Genomic DNA, 17,718 nt, shown 5'->3' with positions numbered 1-17,718 from the left:
ACAACCTCACGGGGAACTACACCTAGGCGAGATCCGGCAGGTCGTAATCGATGACGAGCGGGGCGTGATCGCTCCACCGCTCACCCCAGCTGGCCGCCCGATCGACGCGAGCCGCACGGGCAAGCTCCGCCAAGCCCGGGGTCGCGGCGTGGTAGTCAATGCGCCAGCCGGCGTCGTTGTCGAAGGCCTTCCCGCGCATCGACCACCAGGTGTAGGGGCCGGGCACCTCACCGGAGAGCTTGCGGTGCACATCGACCCAGCCGAGCTCACCGAAGAACCGGTCGAAGTACGCTCGCTCCTCAGGCAGGAAGCCGGCCTTCTTCTGGTTGGCCTTCCAGTTCTTGATGTCGAGCTCCGTGTGGCCGACGTTGAGGTCGCCGGTGATGAGCGCGTGATCGGCGTGCTGCTGAAGTTCGGGCAGCCGGCGCACCATCTGGTCGAAGAACCGGTACTTGTCATCCTGCTTCGGGGTGCCGGCCTCACCGGAGTGGACGTAGACGGACGCGACGGTCAGCAGAGAGCCGTCGGCGAGTTCGTAGTCGGCCTCCAGCCAGCGGCCGGAGCGGTCGAAGTAGTCATCCCCGTTGCCGACCCGCAGCTCCTTCGCAGGCGCGCGGCTCATGACGGCCACGCCTGCCCGGCCCTTCGCCTCGGCGTCGGCGGAGTAGGAGTGGAAGCCGGTGGGCTCGAGGACGCCTAAGGCGATGTCGTTCTGGGCGCGGACTTCCTGCAGAGTGACGATGTCGGCGCCGGAGCCGGCCAGCCAGTCGGACATTCCCTTGCGAAAGGCGGCGCGGACACCGTTGACATTCACTGTGGCGATTCGGAGCATGGCCACCATTGTGCCACGTGTCCAGCTCCGACTCCGGCGCTCAAGACCGCCGTCTCGCACAGCAGGAACGGACCGCATGCGCTGCCTCGTGCCCGAGGTGGGACTGCACCGTGCCCGAGGCGGGACTCACCTCCCGGCAATCGGCGTCAGTCCTGGTCACCGACGGGGTGGGTGCGGCAGGATGGCAGGCGCTTCATGCGCCTGTGACCTTGCTCAAAGGGTTCGCCCGGTTACCCCCTGCAGCTGACCAGGGCGTAGAGTGGGAGGAGATAACCCGCCGAAGGAGGAGCCATGGCTGATACGCCCCCCATCGATCCGGATGCCCTGAGCATCAGCCCCTTTGACGAAGTCGACGCCCTCGACCTGCGCGAGTTCCTCATGAATGCGCAGGAGCAGTTCTGGGGAGACCTGGAGCTCAAAGACCACCACGATCCCTACTGGTTCCGGCAGTTCGCCTCGTCCGGACTCGTCGCCAAGCACAAGACCGAGATCGTCGGTTATCTGCTCGGCGCGATCCCGATCGACGGCCCTGCCTACATCCACCTGGTCGCTGCACGCTCGGACTTCCGCCATCAGGGAATCGGGCGCCATCTCTACCGTGCGTTCATCGATCTCGCCCGCAGCAAGGGCGTGCAGGAAGTGCAGGCGACGACGATGCCGGACAACTCCGGTGCGATTTCGTTCCACTCCTCGATGGGCTTCGAGAGCGAGCTCATGGAGGACTACGGCGGTCCCGGTGTCGCCCGTGTGTTCTTCCGCATGCCGCTGACCTCGTACTGACGAAGGCGGCACAGCGCTGAGCCGCACGGCTCCTTGACACAGTGAGGGCCTCACCCGATGCGGGTGAGGCCCTCACTGTGTTCTGCCGGTGTGCGGATCAGTCCTGCTGGCCGGCCTGGCGTTCGGCGATCTCGACGACGTTGCGCAGCAGCAGCGCACGCGTCATCGGCCCAACTCCGCCGGGGTTCGGCGACAGCCAGCCGGCAACCTCGGCCACGGCTGGGTCGACGTCACCGGTGATCCTGCCTTTGCCGGTCTCCTCGTCGACGACGCGGGAGACCCCGACGTCGAGGACGACGGCACCGGGCTTGACCGCCTCGGGCTTGACCAGGTGGGCCGAGCCGGCAGCGGCGACGATGACGTCGGCCTGCTGCAGCAGCTCATCGAGGTTCCGGGTGCCGGTGTGGGTCAGGGTGACCGTCGCGTTGTGGTCGCGGCGGGTGAGCAGCGAGCCGATCGACCGGCCGACGGTGACCCCGCGGCCGATGACGACGACGTGCTGGCCGGCCAGATCGATGCCAGCCCGGTCGATGAGCTCGATGACGCCGCGCGGGGTGCACGGCAGCGGCGAGTCGATCGGCCGGTTGACGTTGAGCATGAGCCGGCCGAGGTTCATCGGGTGCAGGCCGTCGGCGTCCTTGTCCGGGTCGATGCGCTCTAAGATCGCATCGGTGTCGATGTGATCGGGCAGCGGCAGCTGGACGATGTAGGCGGTGCACTCGTCGTCGGCGTTGAGCTCGTCGATGACCGCTTCGAGGTCTGCCTGGCTGATGTCCTCGGGCAGGTCGCGGCGGATCGAGCGGATGCCGACCTGCTCGCAGTCGCGGTGCTTGCCTGCCACGTACGACTGGGAGCCGGGGTCCTCACCGACGAGCACTGTGCCGAGCCCGGGCGTGTGCCCGGACTCGGCCAGGGTGCGCACCCGTGAGGCGAGTTCATCCTTGATGTCCTTGGCTGTTGCCTTGCCGTCGAGTCTCTGCGCTGTCATCAGTACTGGTTCAGTCCTTCGTAGAGGGGGAAGTCCGCGGTCAGCTTCGCCACCCGGGCCTTGAGGGCGGCCACGTCCGGGCTGGGCTTGAGCGACTCGGCGATGATGTCAGCGACCTCGGTGAACTCGTTCGCGCCGAAGCCGCGCGTCGCCAGGGCCGGGGTGCCGATGCGCAGACCGGAGGTGACCATCGGCGGGCGCGGGTCGAAGGGCACCGCGTTGCGGTTGACGGTGATGCCGACCTCGTGGAGGAGGTCCTCGGCCTGCTGTCCGTCGAGGGCGGAGTTGCGCAGGTCGACGAGTGCAAGGTGGACGTCGGTGCCGCCGGTGAGGACGGAGACGCCAGCGGCGGCGACATCGGATTCGAGGAGGCGCTCAGCGAGGATCTTCGCACCTTCGACGGTGCGTTCCTGACGCTCCTTGAACTCCTCGGTGCCGGCGAGTTTGAACGCCACGGCCTTGGCGGCGACGACGTGCATGAGCGGTCCGCCCTGCTGGCCGGGGAAGACCGCCGAGTTGAGCTTCTTGGCGTGCTCGGGGTCGCGGGAGAGGATGAAGCCCGAGCGCGGGCCGCCGATCGTCTTGTGCACCGTTGAGGACACGACATCGGCGTGCGGGACCGGGTTGGGGTGCAGGCCGGCGGCGACGAGGCCGGCGAAGTGGGCCATGTCGACCCACAGGGCAGCACCGACCTCATCGGCGATCTCGCGGAAGGCGGCGAAGTCGAGCTGGCGGGGGTAGGCCGACCAGCCGGCGACGATGACCTTCGGGCGGCTGGCGAGCGCCTGCTCGCGGACCTTGTCCATGTCCACCCGGTAGGTCTCAGGATCGACTTCGTAGGCCGAGACCTCGTAGAGGCGGCCGGAGAAGTTGATCTTCATGCCGTGGGTCAGGTGGCCGCCGTGGGCGAGGCTGAGGCCGAGCAGACCGTCGCCGGCGCGGGCGAAGGCGTGCATGACAGCGGCATTGGCCGAAGCACCCGAGTGCGGCTGGACGTTGGCGTACTCGGCGCCGAAGAGGCTCTTGGCCCGGTCGATGGCGAGGTTCTCGGCGATATCGACGGCTTCGCAGCCGCCGTAATAGCGGCGACCCGGGTAGCCCTCGGCGTACTTGTTCGTCAGCACCGACCCCTGCGCCTGCAGCACTGCAGTGGGGACGAAGTTCTCCGAGGCGATCATCTCGAGCGTGCCGCGCTGGCGGTCGAGCTCCTGGTCGAGGACGGAGGCGATCTCCGGGTCGATCTGATCGATCGAGGCGTTCATGGTCGACGCATCGTTCATTCCGGCGGCTCCTTGCAAGACGGGAATATATGGGATTCGATAGCGGGCGGCCCGGCTCCACCGCCGGCATGGTGCTCGCCAGAGACCACTCTAACAGCCGAAAACCGCCGCCCGGCGGGCGTCTCATCCACACGTCCACCGCCGTATCAGCGCACGCGCCCAGCGCCCGAGACCGGGGTCGGGGGCCGGCGCGCGCACGCGCATGCCTACACTTATGAGCTATGCAGACCCCCGCCTCGCCCAGCACACCCGCCACCGCCGTTCCGGCCGCCAGCCCAGCCCCTGCCTCGGGAGCGGACACGGCACCCGAATGGGTGCTCTCGATCGCCTGCCCCGACCAGGGCGGCATCGTCCACGCCGTGTCCGGGATGCTGGTCGGCATCGAGGCGACGATCACCGAATCCCAGCAGTTCGGCTCCCCGGACACCCACCAGTTCTTCCTGCGGATGCAGTTCCGCACCCACACCGGTGAGGACGAGATCCGGGCGGCACTGGCCCCGGTCGCTGAGCGGCTGAACATGTCCGCTGAGCTGCACCGGGCCGATCGGAGGCTGCGCACGCTTGTCATGGTGTCGAAGGCCGGGCACTGCCTCAACAGTCTGCTGTTCCACACCGGTTCCGGGGCGCTGCCAATCGACATCGCGGCAGTGGCCGGCAACCACGAGGTGCTCGCCCCGATGGCCGAGCACGCCGGGGTGCCCTTCCACCACATCCCCGTCACCGCCGAAACGAAGGCCGACGCTGAGGCGGAGCTGCTGCGGCTGGTCGATGAGCTCGACATCGAACTCGTCGTGCTCGCCCGCTATATGCAGATCCTCTCCCCTGCCCTGTGCGAGCGGATGGCCGGGCGGATCATCAACATCCACCATTCGTTCCTGCCGAGCTTCAAGGGCGCCCGCCCCTACCATCAGGCCCACGACCGCGGGGTCAAGATCATCGGCGCGACCGCCCACTACGTCACCGATGACCTCGATGAGGGCCCGATCATCGAACAGGACGTCGTGCGCGTCGAGCACCGGCACACCCCGGCCCAGTTCATCCGCTTCGGCCAGGACGTCGAGGCAGCTGTGCTCTCGCGCGCTGTCGGCTGGCATGCCGAGGGCCGGGTGCTGCTCGACGGGCACCGCACCGTCGTCTTCGACTGAACCCGGCCACCGCCTCGGCAGCGGGCCCGGCCACCGGCACGGTGCTGGGATGTTGCCGAACGATCACACGCAGACCCTGCCGCTGGTGCGTGTGGAGCCATAGATTGGCCCTATGAGCAACCTCAACAGCGACGACGCCCTCCGCCAGCCGGTGATCAAGCGCGGGCCGGTCAACCTCGCCCGGCAGGCACTGCTGCGGCTGACGAACCTCGGGCTGACAACCGCTTACACCGCCTACCGGGCGCATCCCGCGCTGTGGCGGCTGACCGCCCGGAACTACCGGCCGGGCCTGGAGCGCTTCGCCAATCTCAACGCGTGGATGATCTGCCAGCAGGCCAGCCTCGATGTGCCGGCCTATCAGGATCATCTGGTCGCCAACAACTACGCGTTCCGGTGGTGGGACCTCGACAGCTACCCGCAGACCTCGAAGTCCGGGTATGTCAGCGCATATTCCGAGGAGGACCGGTGCTGGAACGGCCGCATCGACATGGTCGGCACCGTCGTCGACGAATCCTCCGGCTCCTCGGGCACCCCGTACAACTGGATGCGCTCGAAGAAGGAGCTGGCGACCGTGCACAAGAACGTCGCCGGCTACGTCACCTTCCTGTTCGGCTCGAAGGACCTCTTCTGCATCAACGCCTTCTCGATGGGCGCCTGGGCGACCGGCACGAACACCGGCCTGGCGATGGCGAAGGTCGCGATGGTGAAGAACACCGGCCCGGACCTGGAGAAGATCCTCGACACGCTGCGCCATTTCGGCCCCCAGCACACGTATCTCATCAGCGCCTACCCCCCGTTCCTCAAACACCTCGTCGACCGGATGGACGCCGAGGACCCCGAATACTGGGATCAGTTCACACTCAACGGGTTCGTCGGCGGGGAGGCGATGACCGAAGGGCTGCGCGACTATGTGCAGAAGCGCTTCGAGCGCGTCTACTCCGGATACGGCGCCTCGGATCTGACGATCGGGATGGCCGGTGAGACCGATGTCGCCGTTGAGATCCGTCGCGAACTCACCCGCAACGACGCCTTCCGTGCGGCACTGCTCGGCGAGGGTGAGGACCGCACGCCGATGATCTTCCAGTACAACCCGCTGGAGACCTTCCTGGAGACCACCGACGACGGGGAGCTCGTCGTCACGATCAACTCCGCCTCGGTCATGAGCCCCAGGCTGCGCTACAACATCGGCGATGAAGCAACCCTCATCGACTTCCCCGACATGGTCGCCATCACCCGCCAGTTCCCAGAGCTAGCCTCCCGGCTGTCGTCGGCGTTCCGCCGGCAGGGGATGCGGCTGCCGTTCGTGCTGCTCTACGGCCGAGCAGATTCGACGATCTCGTACATGGGCGCCAACATTTACCCGCTCGATGTCGAGAACGGCCTGTACCGCGATGAGCGCTTCGCCGGGCTCATCGAGTCCTTCCGCATCGAGCTGCGCGACCACGGCGAGCTGGAGGTCCGCCCGGCCCTGCATGTCCAGCTGCGCGACAGCGCAAAGGCCCGCGCGCTCACCGACGGCGAGCGCACCGCGATGACCGCGGCCCTCACGTCCGGGGTGCTCGACCACCTGACCGAGGTGTCCCGGGACTTCAAGCAGTCCCTGGAAGAGGACCCCTCGGCCGCGGAAATCCACCTCGAGCTCCACGACCACGGCACCGGCCCGTTCACCGGCGGGCAGACGAAGATCAAGAACGTCTACCTCATGACGGAGGACTGACCATGCGCACAACCGACTTCTCCTGCACGCCGCCGCAGGGCCGGGCTGGTTCGGTGTTCCTCGGCTGCAACGAATACCGCTCCCTGACGGCGATCGCCGGCCAGCTGCGCCGCTGGCCCAAGCTCGCCCGGGCGCTCAAGCGCGCGCCGGGCTACCTGTGGCATCGCAGCTACTACGAGTTCCCCAAACGCATCGGGCTCATCGTCGCCTTCGAAACCCAGGACGACCTCATGCGCTTCGCCCGCACGCACGAGCACCACGAGATCATGCGCTGGCTGGTGGGCCGCGGCGATGAGTCCCCGGCCCGCGGCGGGTTCATCCGCATCCTCACCGCCGAGGACTGGGGATACACGAACGGGATCTTCCGCGCCGAGGACGCTTCCACCGGGATGATCGACCGGTTCTCCCCTGTGGCCGGTGAGACCGCCGCCGAGGCGCCGGCGACCGTGGGTGCAGGCTCTCAGCTGGGTGCCGGTCGCTGATGCTCATCACCGTCTCCGAAGTCTCCACCCGGGCTGAGCTGCGCGAATTCCTCGACTTGTCCGCCACGCTGGCAGCCAGCCAGGGTGGGGCCGATCACTGGGTGCCGCTGCTGCGCTCTGATATCACCGCCTGGTGGACCGGCCGCTCCTGGTTTCCCGATGTCACCCTGCTCATCGCCAAGGATCCCGGCGGCCGAGTCGTCGGACGCACCACCGCCCACCGGTATCCGGCGCTCGATGAGCGGCTCTCAGGCCGACTGCGCCGCAGGCTCACCCCACCAGAGGTACAGGCAGACGTCGTCGACGACTGGCAGCACCGGCAGGTGCGCGCCCAGCTGTTCGGCGCCACCGAGTTCGAGACCCCGGAGGCTGCTGAGGCGCTCTTCGCCGAGCTGGAGGCCCGCGCGCAGGCGGCCGGCTGCACCCACCTGTTCGGCCCGGTGTCCCTGCTGCCGAACGAGACCGGCGGCGTCGTGGTCTCCGGACACGAACACCCCGGCTTCTTCGACACCGCCTGGAACACTGCGGCCACTGCTCACATCTATGAGGCGGCCGGGTTCCACCGTTGGGGCGGCGGACACACATGGGAGGTCGAGCTCGCCGATGTCCCTGCCGCCCGGGCCACGGCACCGACTGAGAAGGAGTGTGCTGCCGCCGGCGTGCGCATCTCCGCGCCCTCCCGGCTCGGGCTGTCCCGCGCCTTGAACCGCATCCAGCCGACGATGAACGCCGCCTTCGACGGGCTGGCCTACTACACGCAGATCTCGAACACCCAGTTCGCCTCCCAGACCCAGGGGCTGGCCATGCTCATGGACCCCGGCCTCATCGTCACCGCCGAAGACGTTGATGCCGGGCCAGGCGACCCGGCGGCGGCGTTCATCCTCACCGTCCCCGACCCGGTCAACGTGCTGCGGGCCACCGGCGGACGGCTCAATGCCAGGGCTGCCGGGTTGCTGGCGCGCGAACAGCTCACCGGGCGCACCGCCTCGGACACGGGGCGCGACGCGGTGCTCATCATCCAGGCCGCCCACCCGGACGCGCAGGGCCGCGGGCTCGTCTCCCTGCTGGCGCGGAAGATGTACTCTGAACTCGTGCGCAAAGGCTACCGGCGGCTGCGCGTGACGTACGTCGGTGATGACAATCTCGGTTCCTCGGCCGTGCCCGGCAAGGCCGGCGGCCACTGGCTTCACGAACTCCGCTTCTTCTTCCGCGAGGTGCAGGCATGACCCGACCGCTGACCACCAAGACGATCGAGGGTCTCTTCGACATCGCCTCCCGCGCGCCGAGCGCCCACAACACGCAGCCGTGGCTGCCGCGACTGCTCGAGATCACCGGGGCCGGGGCCAGAATCCGGGTGCGCACCGACCCCGAGCGCACACTGCCGGTCGGCGACGAACACGGCGCGGACCTCGGCATGTCACTGGGCTGCTGGGTTGAGGCCTGTGCGATCGCCGCAGCAGAGGAGGACCTGCGGCTGCGTGAGCTCACGGTCACCGGTGCGCGGCATGACGTGACGATCACGTTCCTGCTGACGCCCGCTGGAGCCGAGCCGGCGGGCGGTGCGGCGCCCGTGGCCGATGCGGCGGAACCTCCCGATGCGGAGGTCTCGGCGGGGTTCTCGGTTGCTGAGGTGCTGACCCGGCAGGTTGATCGCGGCCGGCTGCGCCGCGACACCGCCGCAGTCGAGGCAGCGGTGGCCGAGTATGCCGCGCTGCGCCCGCAGGCGATCCTCGATCGCACCGCCCACGGTGAGGTGCACCGGCAGGAGGTCGATGACCGGATCTCGGGCATCGTCATCGCGCAGGTGCCAGAGGCGATCTGGGTCAAGGCCGCCCGCTATGCGCAGTCGGCGCCGTTCGAGCCGCGGGAGGCCTTCGATGAGACGCTGCGCTGGCTGCGGCTCGATGACCGCGATCCCCGCTATCAGGAGGACGGTCTGACGGCTGAGACGCTGCGGCTGCCGCGCCGGACTGCCCGGCTGGCAGCCCGCCTGCTCGGCGGCGATGAGGCCCCGGATGAGGCGCGCGACCGGCTGCGCGACATGCTCGTGACTGCTGGTGCCTGGTCGACGATGCTGCCGACGTTCATCGCCCGCCGCGCCCCGGACCGGCTGGCGCTGGCGATCGAGGCCCGGCATCCCAGTGAGGTCAGCGCCGAACGCTGGGTGCTGCTGGGCCGCGAGCTCATGCGGCTGTGGCTCATCTTCGCCCGCCATGGGCTGCGGGTCTCGGTCGAGTCGCAGCTCAAGGATGTGCAGCTGCCGGCGGCGATGCTCGCCGAAGTGCTGCGCCGCACCGCCCCGGCCCGCGATGGTGGCAAGCCGGTCTACCAGCCCTTCACCGCTTTCACGGTGGGACGGTCGACCGGCCCCGTGCCCCGCTCACCGCGGCTGCGCTGAGCTGCAAAGCGCCGAGCGCTGAGTCTGTCACTTCTTCTTCCTGCGCCGGCGGCTGCCTGCGATCTTGCGCGTCACCGCGGTGACGGCTGCACCGAGCAGGGTGCTGGCCAGGCCGACGAGCAGTGCCCGGCCCTCCTGCGGCGAACGGCCCTGCTGCTTGCGCTTCTTCTTGTTCCTCGGTGACATGTGCGCTCCTTTCCGGATGCGGCCTGCTCGCGATGGCAGGCCGGCATGCGTCAATGTCCCTTGATGGTAGCGCCTGGCCCTGACGATCCGTCCAGCTGACCGCACCTGCGGCCCGAATGCACTGCAGGCCCGGAACCTCAGCGGTTCCGGGCCTGCGATGCTCAGCATGACGCTGCAGGAGGGTCAGCGACTCACTTGTCGTCGTCGGCCTTCTCGGCGTCGTCAGCCTGCTCAGCGGCTTCCTGTGCCTCGTCGTTCTGCGCACCGGAGGTGACGTCCTCTTCGACCTCGGGGGTCTCGTCGTCACCGGCGGTGTCCTCGGCCTTGGTGTCCTCGGCCTTGGGCTCATCGGCAGCGGCAGCCTTGGTGGTCTCCTCGGCCTCCTTCACCGTGGCCTGCTTCGGCGAGTAGGCCTCGAGCACGAGCTCGATGACGGCCATCGGGGCGTTGTCGCCCTTGCGCGGACCGATCTTGGTGATGCGGGTGTAGCCGCCCGGACGCTCGGCGACAGCCGGAGCGATCGAGGTGAACAGCTCGTGGACGACGGACTTGTCGCCGATCTGCTGCATGACGCGGCGGCGAGCAGCCAGGTCACCACGCTTGGCGAAGGTGATGAGGCGCTCGGCGACCGGACGCAGGCGCTTGGCCTTCGTCACCGTCGTGGTGATGGACTTGTTCTCGAAGAGCTGGGACGCCATGTTGTTCAGCATCGCCCGCTCGTGCGCCGGGGAGCCGCCGAGGCGGTTGCCCTTGGTAGGCGTAGGCATTGTTTATCTCCTTGAAATCTCTGTTCGGTCAGCCGCTCAGTACTGCTCGTCGTCGACGTAGCTCATCTGTTCGTCAGCCTCGCCGTAGCCCGCCGGGCTGTCCTTGAGGCTGAGTCCGAGCTCGTTGAGCTTGGCCTTGACTTCGTCGATGGACTTCGAACCGAAGTTGCGGATGTCCATGAGGTCTGCTTCGCTGCGGGCGACCAGTTCTCCGACGGTGTGGATGCCTTCGCGCTTGAGGCAGTTGTAGGACCGGACCGTGAGGTCGAGGTCCTCGATCGCCAGAGCGAGATCGGCGGCCAGGGCAGCGTCCACCGGCGAGGGGCCGATGTCGATGCCTTCGGCTTCGACGTTGAGCTCGCGGGCCAGGCCGAAGAGCTCGACGAGGGTCTTGCCGGCCGAGGCGACCGCGTCGCGCGGGGCGATCGACGGCTTCGTCTCGACATCGACGATGAGACGGTCGAAGTCGGTGCGCTGTTCGACACGGGTGGCTTCGACCTTGTAGGTGACCTTGAGCACCGGCGAGTAGATCGAGTCGACCGGGATCCGGCCGATCTCGGCGTCGGCGTTCTTGTTCTGCGCAGCGGAGACGTAGCCGCGACCGCGCTCGATGGTGAGCTCCATGTCGAGGCGGCCGTCTTCGTTGAGCGTGGCGATGTAGAGCTCGGGGTTGTGGATCTCCACACCGGCCGGGGCCGAGATGTCCTCAGCGGTGACCGTGCCCGGGCCCTGCTTGCGCAGGTAGGCCACGACCGGCTCGTCGAACTCCGAGGACACGACGAGGGACTTGAGGTTGAGGATGAATTCGGTGACATCCTCCTTCACTCCGGGCACCGTGGTGAACTCGTGCAGCACGCCATCGACGCGGATGCTCGTAACCGAGGCACCGGGGATGGACGAGAGCAGGGTCCGACGCAGCGAGTTGCCGAGGGTGTATCCGAATCCGGGCTCGAGCGGCTCGATGACGAAGCGCGATCGATTGGCTGATACAGCCTCTTCCGTGAGCGTGGGGCGCTGTGCAATGAGCACGTGGGCTTCCTTTCAGCGAGCATCCGCTATATGACGCTCGCATGCACTAGTTGAGTAAGTCAGTACTCGTAACGCTTGCGGGTGGTGGACAGTGCTTCCGGTCCCCCGTGCCCGAGGCGGGGCTCACCTGCCAGCAGGCGGCCCGCCTCGGGAGCGGGGAACCGGAGAGACTCAGCCGCGGCGGCGCTTCGGCGGGCGGCAGCCGTTGTGCGGCGTCGGGGTGACGTCCTGGATGGTGCCCAGCTCGAGGCCGGCGGCCTGGAGCGAGCGGATCGCGGTCTCGCGTCCCGAGCCCGGGCCCTTGACGAAGACGTCGACCTTCTTCAGGCCCATCTCCATGGCGCGGCGGGCAGCGGACTCAGCGGCCATCTGCGCGGCGTACGGGGTCGACTTGCGCGATCCCTTGAATCCGACCTCACCGGCGGAAGCCCAGGAGATCACAGCTCCTGTGGGGTCGGTGATCGAGACGATCGTGTTGTTGAACGTGGACTTGATGTGGGCCTGGCCGTTGACGATGTTCTTCTTATCGCGACGACGCGGCTTGCGCACTGCTCCTGCGCGTGACTTGGGAGGCATAGATCTCAAACTCCTGATCGAGGGTGTTCGGTGAAAGCGGGATTACTTCTTCTTACCGGCGACCGTGCGCTTCGGGCCCTTGCGAGTGCGAGCGTTGGTCTTGGTGCGCTGACCGCGCACCGGCAGGCCGCGGCGGTGGCGCAGGCCTTCATAGCAGCCGATCTCAACCTTGCGGCGGATGTCTGCGGCCACTTCGCGGCGCAGATCGCCTTCCACCTTGAACGTTCCCTCGATGTAGTCGCGCAGCTGCACGAGCTCATCATCGCTGAGGTCCTTGACGCGGGTGTGCGGGTTGATCCCGGTCTCGGTCAGGGTCTGGCTCGCACGAGTGCGGCCCACACCATAGATGTATGTCAGGGCGACTTCCACGCGCTTCTCACGCGGGAGGTCGACTCCGGCAAGACGTGCCATAAGTTCTTACTCCGTATTTTCGTTTCGAAGGTGCTTGCTCAGACCTGTCCCGAGGTGTCCCGGGTCCCCGGCCTCCGAACCGGGGGTATCGTCCTGCTGCCTGTCAGGCTGGGCCTGGCCTGCCGCAGGGGGCGAGGTCTGCTTGGGTGTGGTGCTCGCGGCTGCATCTAGCAGGAGCGAACGGGAGTCTGCGTAAAGTGAGCGATCAGCCCTGGCGCTGCTTGTGGCGCGGGTTGTCGCAGATCACCATGACACGGCTGTGACGCCGAATCACCTTGCACTTCTCGCAGACCTTCTTGACGCTGGGGTGAACCTTCATCGTGAGTCCTTCTTGCTGACTGCGAAAACCCCAGGAGGCTTCCTGGGGGCGACGCAGAGTAGCGGTCGAAAAGATCTGTTACTTGTACCGGTAGACGATGCGACCGCGGGACAGATCGTAGGGAGAGAGCTCCACCACGACGCGATCCTCGGGGAGAATGCGGATGTAGTGCTGGCGCATCTTTCCGGAGATGTGCGCCAGAACCTTGTGGCCGTTGGTCAGCTCCACCCGGAACGAGGCGTTCGGGAGTGCTTCGACAACGGTTCCTTCGATCTCAATGACCCCTTCTTTTTTGGCCATATCGTTCGTCAACCCCATTTTCCCGCAGACATGCTGCGTTCGTTCGTGTCTCAGGCCCGCTTCGGCTGCCCGGGTGGGGCCTGATTCGACCGGCAGTCCTGACCCGGAGTGTCCGGTTCCGCACAGTTCACCGGATGGGCTAAGCTACCCGGAGAAAGACGGAACTGGCATGTCCAGAGGTCACAGACCAATCCACTACTCTACACGAAACCGTGTGTTCGTGCCACTCATTTCTGCGCCTGCGACTGCGCCCTTCCTCACGCCCGCCGATGCCGCCGCGCTCAATGCCGGGCTGTCAGGCGAGCCGGATTCCCGCTTCAAGCTTCTCCCCCGCCTGCTGCGGCGGGCCGGCTTCTATCACCACCGCGCCACCCGCGCTGTGGAGGCGCTCATTCCCGCATCCGCACCCGAGGCGGCAGCCGCCCTGGCAGCGCTGTCCGCCTTGGAGCCCCGGGCTCGCGGCACGCAGCGTCTCGACGTCCGTGTCGACGTGCCCACCGATGAGACCGGCCGGGTGATCGAGACGTCTGTTGAAGTGCAGCAGGGCAGGCTGGGCGACTGCTGGTTCGCCGCGGCCCTCGCCGCCTGCGAGCACACCCGGCCCGGTTTCACCGCCTCGCTCATCGAGTCGCTTCCCAATGGGCTCATCCAGGTGCGACTGCGCACCGGGCTGCGGGCCCGGGCAGTGACGATCTCCCCGTTCGTGCCCGCCCGCCACCGCGCCGGGGACTCCCGGGGCCGGGCGAATCTCGCCAGCCTTGTCGAGAAGGCCGCCGCGGTCACCTTCGGGCGCGGCACCTACACCGGGATCGAGCACGGCTTCTCCGGCAACGCCTTCTATCTGCTCACCGGTCAGGTCACTCCTGCCCGCCCGGTTCCCCGGCTGGCAACTGTGCAGACCTGGCTGGAGGCCGGCCGGCCGGTGGTCGCCTCCACGCTGCTGCGCTGGAAGCCGGCCCGGCTCATTCCACGTGAGGATGATCCCGGCCGGCAGATCGCTGTCATGAACGGGCACGTCTACGTCGTCTGCGGCATCGCTCGGGTCGATGAGGACGGCCGGCCGCTCCCGGACGGTGCAGGCCCGCTGCGCATCCATCTGCGCAATCCGCTCGGCGGCGCTGACCCGCGACCGGGCTCCCGCCATCCGCGACGCACCGACCTGTACCTGTCGGAGGCGCAGTTCCGGCGGATCTTCCTGTCAGTCAACGTCGGGCCGATACTCACCGACGCCTGACAACGGCGCTGTTCCCCTGCTGCGGGGCTCACGCGCCCGACCGATTCCAGACACGCCACAGGGGCGGCCTCCGAAGAGGCCGCCCCTGTGGATCGCTCACCGTGAACTGTGCGGTTCAGGTGTCAGCTGGTCACTCAGCTGTCCGAGGAGACTCGGCGCGACTTGTACAGTGCTGCGGAACCGCCGCCGATGAGGGCGAGGATGAGCAGCAGGTACGGCATGATCTCAGCACCGGTGCGCGGAAGCTTGCCGTCCTTGTCGGCATTCTTGTCGCGACCGTCGTCCTTCTTGCCCTTGCCGTCGTCGTCCGATCCCTTGTCGTCCTTGTCGGTGTCGCCACCGCCGTTGGAGTCATCGTCGTCATCGCCCTTGGGCTTGTCATCGCTCATGACCTCAAGGAAGTCAGTGGCGACGACATCGCCGGCGGCGTTGACGAGGGTGACCTCGTACTTGCCGGGCTTGGCGTCCTCCGGGACGGTGAACTGACCGGCGGCGTTGCCGCCGTTGTCCATCGTGCCCTCAGCGACCTTCTTGCCGTCGAAGGCGACGGTGTAGTCGTCGACATCGTCCTGGTGCTCAGCGGTGTAGAGCAGCTTCTCACCAGCGTGTGCCTTGTCAGTCGAGATCGAGAAGCCAGACGAGCGGAACGTCTCGACCTTGCACTGGGTCGTGAGCGTCACGTCGTTGCCGCGATCATCCTTGACGGTGTCGGGCTTGTCGAGCTTCTTGCCGTAGTCGCCGTCCTCAGGTACGTCACCGTTGATGAGGAAGTCATTGACGGTGTCGTCGACGCAGGTCATGTTCGGGTCGCGCTTCATGTACGAGGTGTGCGAAGCACCCGAGGCCGACAGCAGGGTGCCGTCGATGACGCGGGCGAGCTTGACGCCAGCCGGGTACGGGGTGGCCGAGTCATGCGTCGTCGAGACGACGAGGATGTTCGGCACCTTCGTCAGCTTCTCCGGAGCGGGCAGGGTGCCCTTGAACTGCCAGAAGTCGCAGTAGTCGTACTCACCCGGAGTCTTCGACGAACGCTGGAACGGAGCAGCCTTGTCGTAGCGCTCAGCGAAGTCACGTGCCTTCTCGATGTCAGGCATGTCACCGTAGCTGTTGGCATCGGTGCAGCGGATGTTGGTGAACGCCTGGAGCATCGGCGCGTAGTGGCCGTTCTCGTCGCGGTCGTTGTAGCTGTCGGCCAGCTGCATGAGCATGCCGGCGGTCTCACCCTGCTTGAGCTCGGCGAGGCCGTAGGCCAGCTGCGGCCACAGTGTCTCGGAGTACAGTGCCTGGAAGACACCGGTGCGGCCGTCAGCGAAAGAGACCATCCGCTCGTCGTTCGGCTGTCCGGTCGGCAGCGGCTTGGACTCAAGCGTCTGCAGCAGCTTGGCGTTCGCATCGGTGAGCTGATCGACGTCGTCGACGCCGTCGCCGAGTGCGCAGCTGAAGGTCTCGTCCGCCATCGGGCTGTCGCCGAAGACCTCAGGCCACAGCTCGCCCCAGGTCTTGTTCTGCGCGCCCTTGGCGGTGCAGTCCTTGGCGAACTGTTCGAAGGTGTTCTGGAAGCCAGCACCCTGGTTGATGGTCTTGTCTTCGTCATCAGCCGGATCGTCGTCACTTTGCATGACCTTGTCGGAGGCGGCGTTGATCGCCTTCATCGCAGCCAGCTCGTCGACCTTGCCGGGATCGACGACACCGTCGAGGACGAGGCGTCCGACGTTGGCCTGGAACTTCTGCGAGTAGACGTATCCGAGGCGGGTGCCGTAGGAGAAACCGATGAAGTTGAGCTTCTCATCACCGAATGCCGAGCGCATGAGGTCCATGTCGCCGACAGCATCCCAGGTGCCCAGGTGCTGCATGAGCTTCTTCTGCCCACCCTCACCGAGCTCGAAGGCCTTTCCGGTGTTCTCGAAGCAGTCATTGGCAGACCGCTCGGTCTGGTCCTTGAGTGCTTCTTCGACTTCCTCGCGGGTCTCCTTGCCGTGCGGGTTGGACTCGCGGTCCTTGTCGATCTGCTCGTCAGAGGAGCACTGCGAGAACGGCATCGAGGTGCCGGTGCCGCGCGGGTCGAAGCCGAGCATGTCGTATTCGGCTGCCAGGTCGGGCTCGTAGAGCGCACCGGCGACCGAGAGCGTCATACCGGAGCCGCCCGGGCCGCCCGGGTTCCACAGCACGGTGCCGCGCGGATTCTTGTTTTCGACGAACGTGCCGTCCTCGACCTTGCCGGCCTTGACCTTCATGACCGAGACAGCGATGTTGCCTGCGCTCGGGTCCTCGGCGTCGATCGGCATGATGACGTAACCGCACTCAGGTGCGCGGCCGATCCGCTCTTCGAAGTTGGGCTGGCCGAGCTTCTTGCAGTTCTCTGCTGAGAGGTTGAGCGCCTGGCCGTAGTGCTTCTCCAGGCCCTTCGGGACGTTTCCGGTGCTCTTGCCACCGGGGGCCGGCTCGGGGATCTCGTAGGTGCCGTCGCCGTCTTCGTCGAACAGCTCCTTGGCCAGCTCGGGGTAGTACTTGTCGAGACCGTCTTCGCGATCCGTCGTGAGGTCCTTGCCCTCCGGGTCATTGGCCTCAGGGCTGTCACCGGTCTCAGGCGCCTCTGCGCCTTCCTTCTCCTCGACGGTGAAAGTCTTGTCGGAGTTCATGAGGTTCTCGTCGCCGCCGGTGATCGCGTACGTGCCCGGCGCGAGGTCCTCGACTTCAAGGGTTTCCTCTGCCGTCCCGTCTTCCCCGATCGTGACGTCAGTGTCGGTGCCTTCGACGATTTCGTTGTTCTGGGCGTGCTTGAGCCTGAGGGTGAGGACATCGCCGGCGTCGCCCTTGACGGCGACCGGGATCTCGAGGGTCTCTGCTTCGGCCATGGACGTCTCGCCGGTGTAGGCGATGGTGAGCTTGTCGACCATGTCGGTGGGGTTCGTCATCGATTCGGGGGCCGTCTGGGGCGCGCTCTCTGCCGGCTGCGACGGTGCAGCAAGGACAGAGGTGCCGAATCCAAGGGTCATCGCCAGAGTCACAGTCGTAGCGACGCCGGCGGTGCGCATTCTGCGCAGCGCCGGCGGTGTCTGTCTTGAATCAGTCATACCCGAGAGCCTATGGCGAAAAGTGTGCGATTTGTGACCTTCCTCTCATACTTTTTGGAGGTGCAGGCAACACCGCTGGTCAGCGCACTGACCTATGACGAAAGTAGTAGTGTTTTCCACGCATCTGGAGACGGACTCCGCGGCTGGAGTCCGCGTTTTCGGCACGTGAGCAGTCAGCGCTAGGTGTACTTCCTCGGGAG

General features: G+C 66.8%; 18 protein-coding genes. 7 read left to right on the top strand and 11 right to left on the bottom strand.

Annotated elements, in window-relative coordinates:
• Window positions 1-22 precede the first annotated feature (22 nt).
• The gene (locus B4E96_RS12095) at window positions 23-832 is read right to left on the bottom strand and encodes an exodeoxyribonuclease III (protein ID WP_259834553.1); all 810 of its coding nucleotides are present in this window, start codon (window positions 830-832) and stop codon (window positions 23-25) included.
• Window positions 833-1,123: 291 nt separating this feature from the next.
• Here B4E96_RS12095 and B4E96_RS12090 point away from each other — a divergent pair, with 291 nt between their 5' ends.
• Complete coding sequence (locus tag B4E96_RS12090) at window positions 1,124-1,612, top strand: GNAT family N-acetyltransferase (protein WP_102161564.1); 489 nt, start codon at window positions 1,124-1,126, stop codon at window positions 1,610-1,612.
• A gap of 97 nt (window positions 1,613-1,709) precedes the next feature.
• Here B4E96_RS12090 and B4E96_RS12085 read toward each other — a convergent pair whose 3' ends face one another.
• Both B4E96_RS12085 and glyA read right to left on the bottom strand, forming a co-directional pair.
• Entirely contained in the window at window positions 1,710-2,600 is an 891-nt protein-coding gene (locus tag B4E96_RS12085) for a bifunctional methylenetetrahydrofolate dehydrogenase/methenyltetrahydrofolate cyclohydrolase (protein WP_286957764.1), read from the bottom strand.
• Window positions 2,600-3,880 carry a serine hydroxymethyltransferase gene (gene glyA / locus B4E96_RS12080; RefSeq protein WP_170273299.1) on the bottom strand — a complete coding sequence of 427 codons (1,281 nt, stop codon included), beginning with the start codon at window positions 3,878-3,880 and terminating at the stop codon, window positions 2,600-2,602. The genes B4E96_RS12085 and glyA overlap by 1 nt, the downstream gene beginning before the upstream one ends.
• Window positions 3,881-4,101: 221 nt before the next feature.
• Between glyA and purU the strand changes: the two genes are divergently transcribed.
• The 5 genes from purU to B4E96_RS12055 all read left to right on the top strand — a co-directional run bounded on the left by purU (window position 4,102) and on the right by B4E96_RS12055 (window position 9,622).
• Complete coding sequence (gene purU / locus B4E96_RS12075; protein WP_165884702.1) at window positions 4,102-5,025, top strand: formyltetrahydrofolate deformylase; 924 nt, start codon at window positions 4,102-4,104, stop codon at window positions 5,023-5,025.
• A 112-nt stretch (window positions 5,026-5,137) separates the two neighbouring features.
• Window positions 5,138-6,742, top strand: coding sequence for a phenylacetate--CoA ligase family protein (locus B4E96_RS12070; protein ID WP_286957761.1), 1,605 nt, complete (start codon window positions 5,138-5,140; stop codon window positions 6,740-6,742).
• Between the two features lie 2 nt (window positions 6,743-6,744).
• A complete protein-coding gene (locus B4E96_RS12065) occupies window positions 6,745-7,224 on the top strand; it encodes a hypothetical protein (protein WP_286957760.1) in 480 nt (159 codons plus the stop codon).
• Window positions 7,224-8,450 (top strand): hypothetical protein, encoded by a 1,227-nt coding sequence (locus B4E96_RS12060; protein ID WP_286957759.1) that lies wholly within the window; start codon window positions 7,224-7,226, stop codon window positions 8,448-8,450. The genes B4E96_RS12065 and B4E96_RS12060 overlap by 1 nt, the downstream gene beginning before the upstream one ends.
• Window positions 8,447-9,622 carry a hypothetical protein gene (locus tag B4E96_RS12055; protein ID WP_286957758.1) on the top strand — a complete coding sequence of 392 codons (1,176 nt, stop codon included), beginning with the start codon at window positions 8,447-8,449 and terminating at the stop codon, window positions 9,620-9,622. The genes B4E96_RS12060 and B4E96_RS12055 overlap by 4 nt, the downstream gene beginning before the upstream one ends.
• Before the next feature lie 27 nt (window positions 9,623-9,649).
• Here the strand turns inward: B4E96_RS12055 and B4E96_RS12050 are convergent, their stop codons facing one another.
• The 7 genes from B4E96_RS12050 to infA all read right to left on the bottom strand — a co-directional run bounded on the left by B4E96_RS12050 (window position 9,650) and on the right by infA (window position 13,210).
• The gene (locus tag B4E96_RS12050; RefSeq protein WP_286957757.1) at window positions 9,650-9,808 is read right to left on the bottom strand and encodes a hypothetical protein; all 159 of its coding nucleotides are present in this window, start codon (window positions 9,806-9,808) and stop codon (window positions 9,650-9,652) included.
• Between the two features lie 191 nt (window positions 9,809-9,999).
• On the bottom strand, window positions 10,000-10,575 hold the full coding sequence (gene rplQ / locus B4E96_RS12045) for a 50S ribosomal protein L17 (protein WP_286957756.1): 576 nt from the start codon (window positions 10,573-10,575) through the stop codon (window positions 10,000-10,002).
• A gap of 36 nt (window positions 10,576-10,611) precedes the next feature.
• The gene (locus B4E96_RS12040) at window positions 10,612-11,604 is read right to left on the bottom strand and encodes a DNA-directed RNA polymerase subunit alpha (protein WP_102161539.1); all 993 of its coding nucleotides are present in this window, start codon (window positions 11,602-11,604) and stop codon (window positions 10,612-10,614) included.
• 171 nt (window positions 11,605-11,775) lie between these two features.
• Entirely contained in the window at window positions 11,776-12,180 is a 405-nt protein-coding gene (gene rpsK, locus B4E96_RS12035) for a 30S ribosomal protein S11 (protein WP_102161537.1), read from the bottom strand.
• 42 nt (window positions 12,181-12,222) lie between these two features.
• Window positions 12,223-12,591 (bottom strand): 30S ribosomal protein S13, encoded by a 369-nt coding sequence (rpsM, locus tag B4E96_RS12030; RefSeq protein ID WP_102161535.1) that lies wholly within the window; start codon window positions 12,589-12,591, stop codon window positions 12,223-12,225.
• Window positions 12,592-12,796: 205 nt separating this feature from the next.
• Window positions 12,797-12,910, bottom strand: coding sequence for a 50S ribosomal protein L36 (gene rpmJ, locus B4E96_RS12025; protein WP_102161533.1), 114 nt, complete (start codon window positions 12,908-12,910; stop codon window positions 12,797-12,799).
• Between the two features lie 78 nt (window positions 12,911-12,988).
• Complete coding sequence (infA, locus tag B4E96_RS12020) at window positions 12,989-13,210, bottom strand: translation initiation factor IF-1 (RefSeq protein ID WP_019159374.1); 222 nt, start codon at window positions 13,208-13,210, stop codon at window positions 12,989-12,991.
• Between the two features lie 220 nt (window positions 13,211-13,430).
• On the opposite strand from infA, the gene B4E96_RS12015 reads away from it, so the two are divergent.
• Complete coding sequence (locus tag B4E96_RS12015; protein WP_286957754.1) at window positions 13,431-14,444, top strand: C2 family cysteine protease; 1,014 nt, start codon at window positions 13,431-13,433, stop codon at window positions 14,442-14,444.
• Window positions 14,445-14,578: 134 nt separating this feature from the next.
• Here B4E96_RS12015 and B4E96_RS12010 read toward each other — a convergent pair whose 3' ends face one another.
• A complete protein-coding gene (locus tag B4E96_RS12010; protein WP_286957752.1) occupies window positions 14,579-17,518 on the bottom strand; it encodes an alpha/beta hydrolase in 2,940 nt (979 codons plus the stop codon).
• Between the last annotated feature and the right edge of the window lie 200 nt (window positions 17,519-17,718).

The organism is Brevibacterium sp. UBA7493 (assembly GCF_002479565.1).
GTDB lineage: Bacteria > Actinomycetota > Actinomycetes > Actinomycetales > Brevibacteriaceae > Brevibacterium > Brevibacterium luteolum.
The sequence above is the reverse complement of the archived record's forward strand: the minus strand, read 5'-3'. Positions and strand labels throughout refer to the sequence as shown.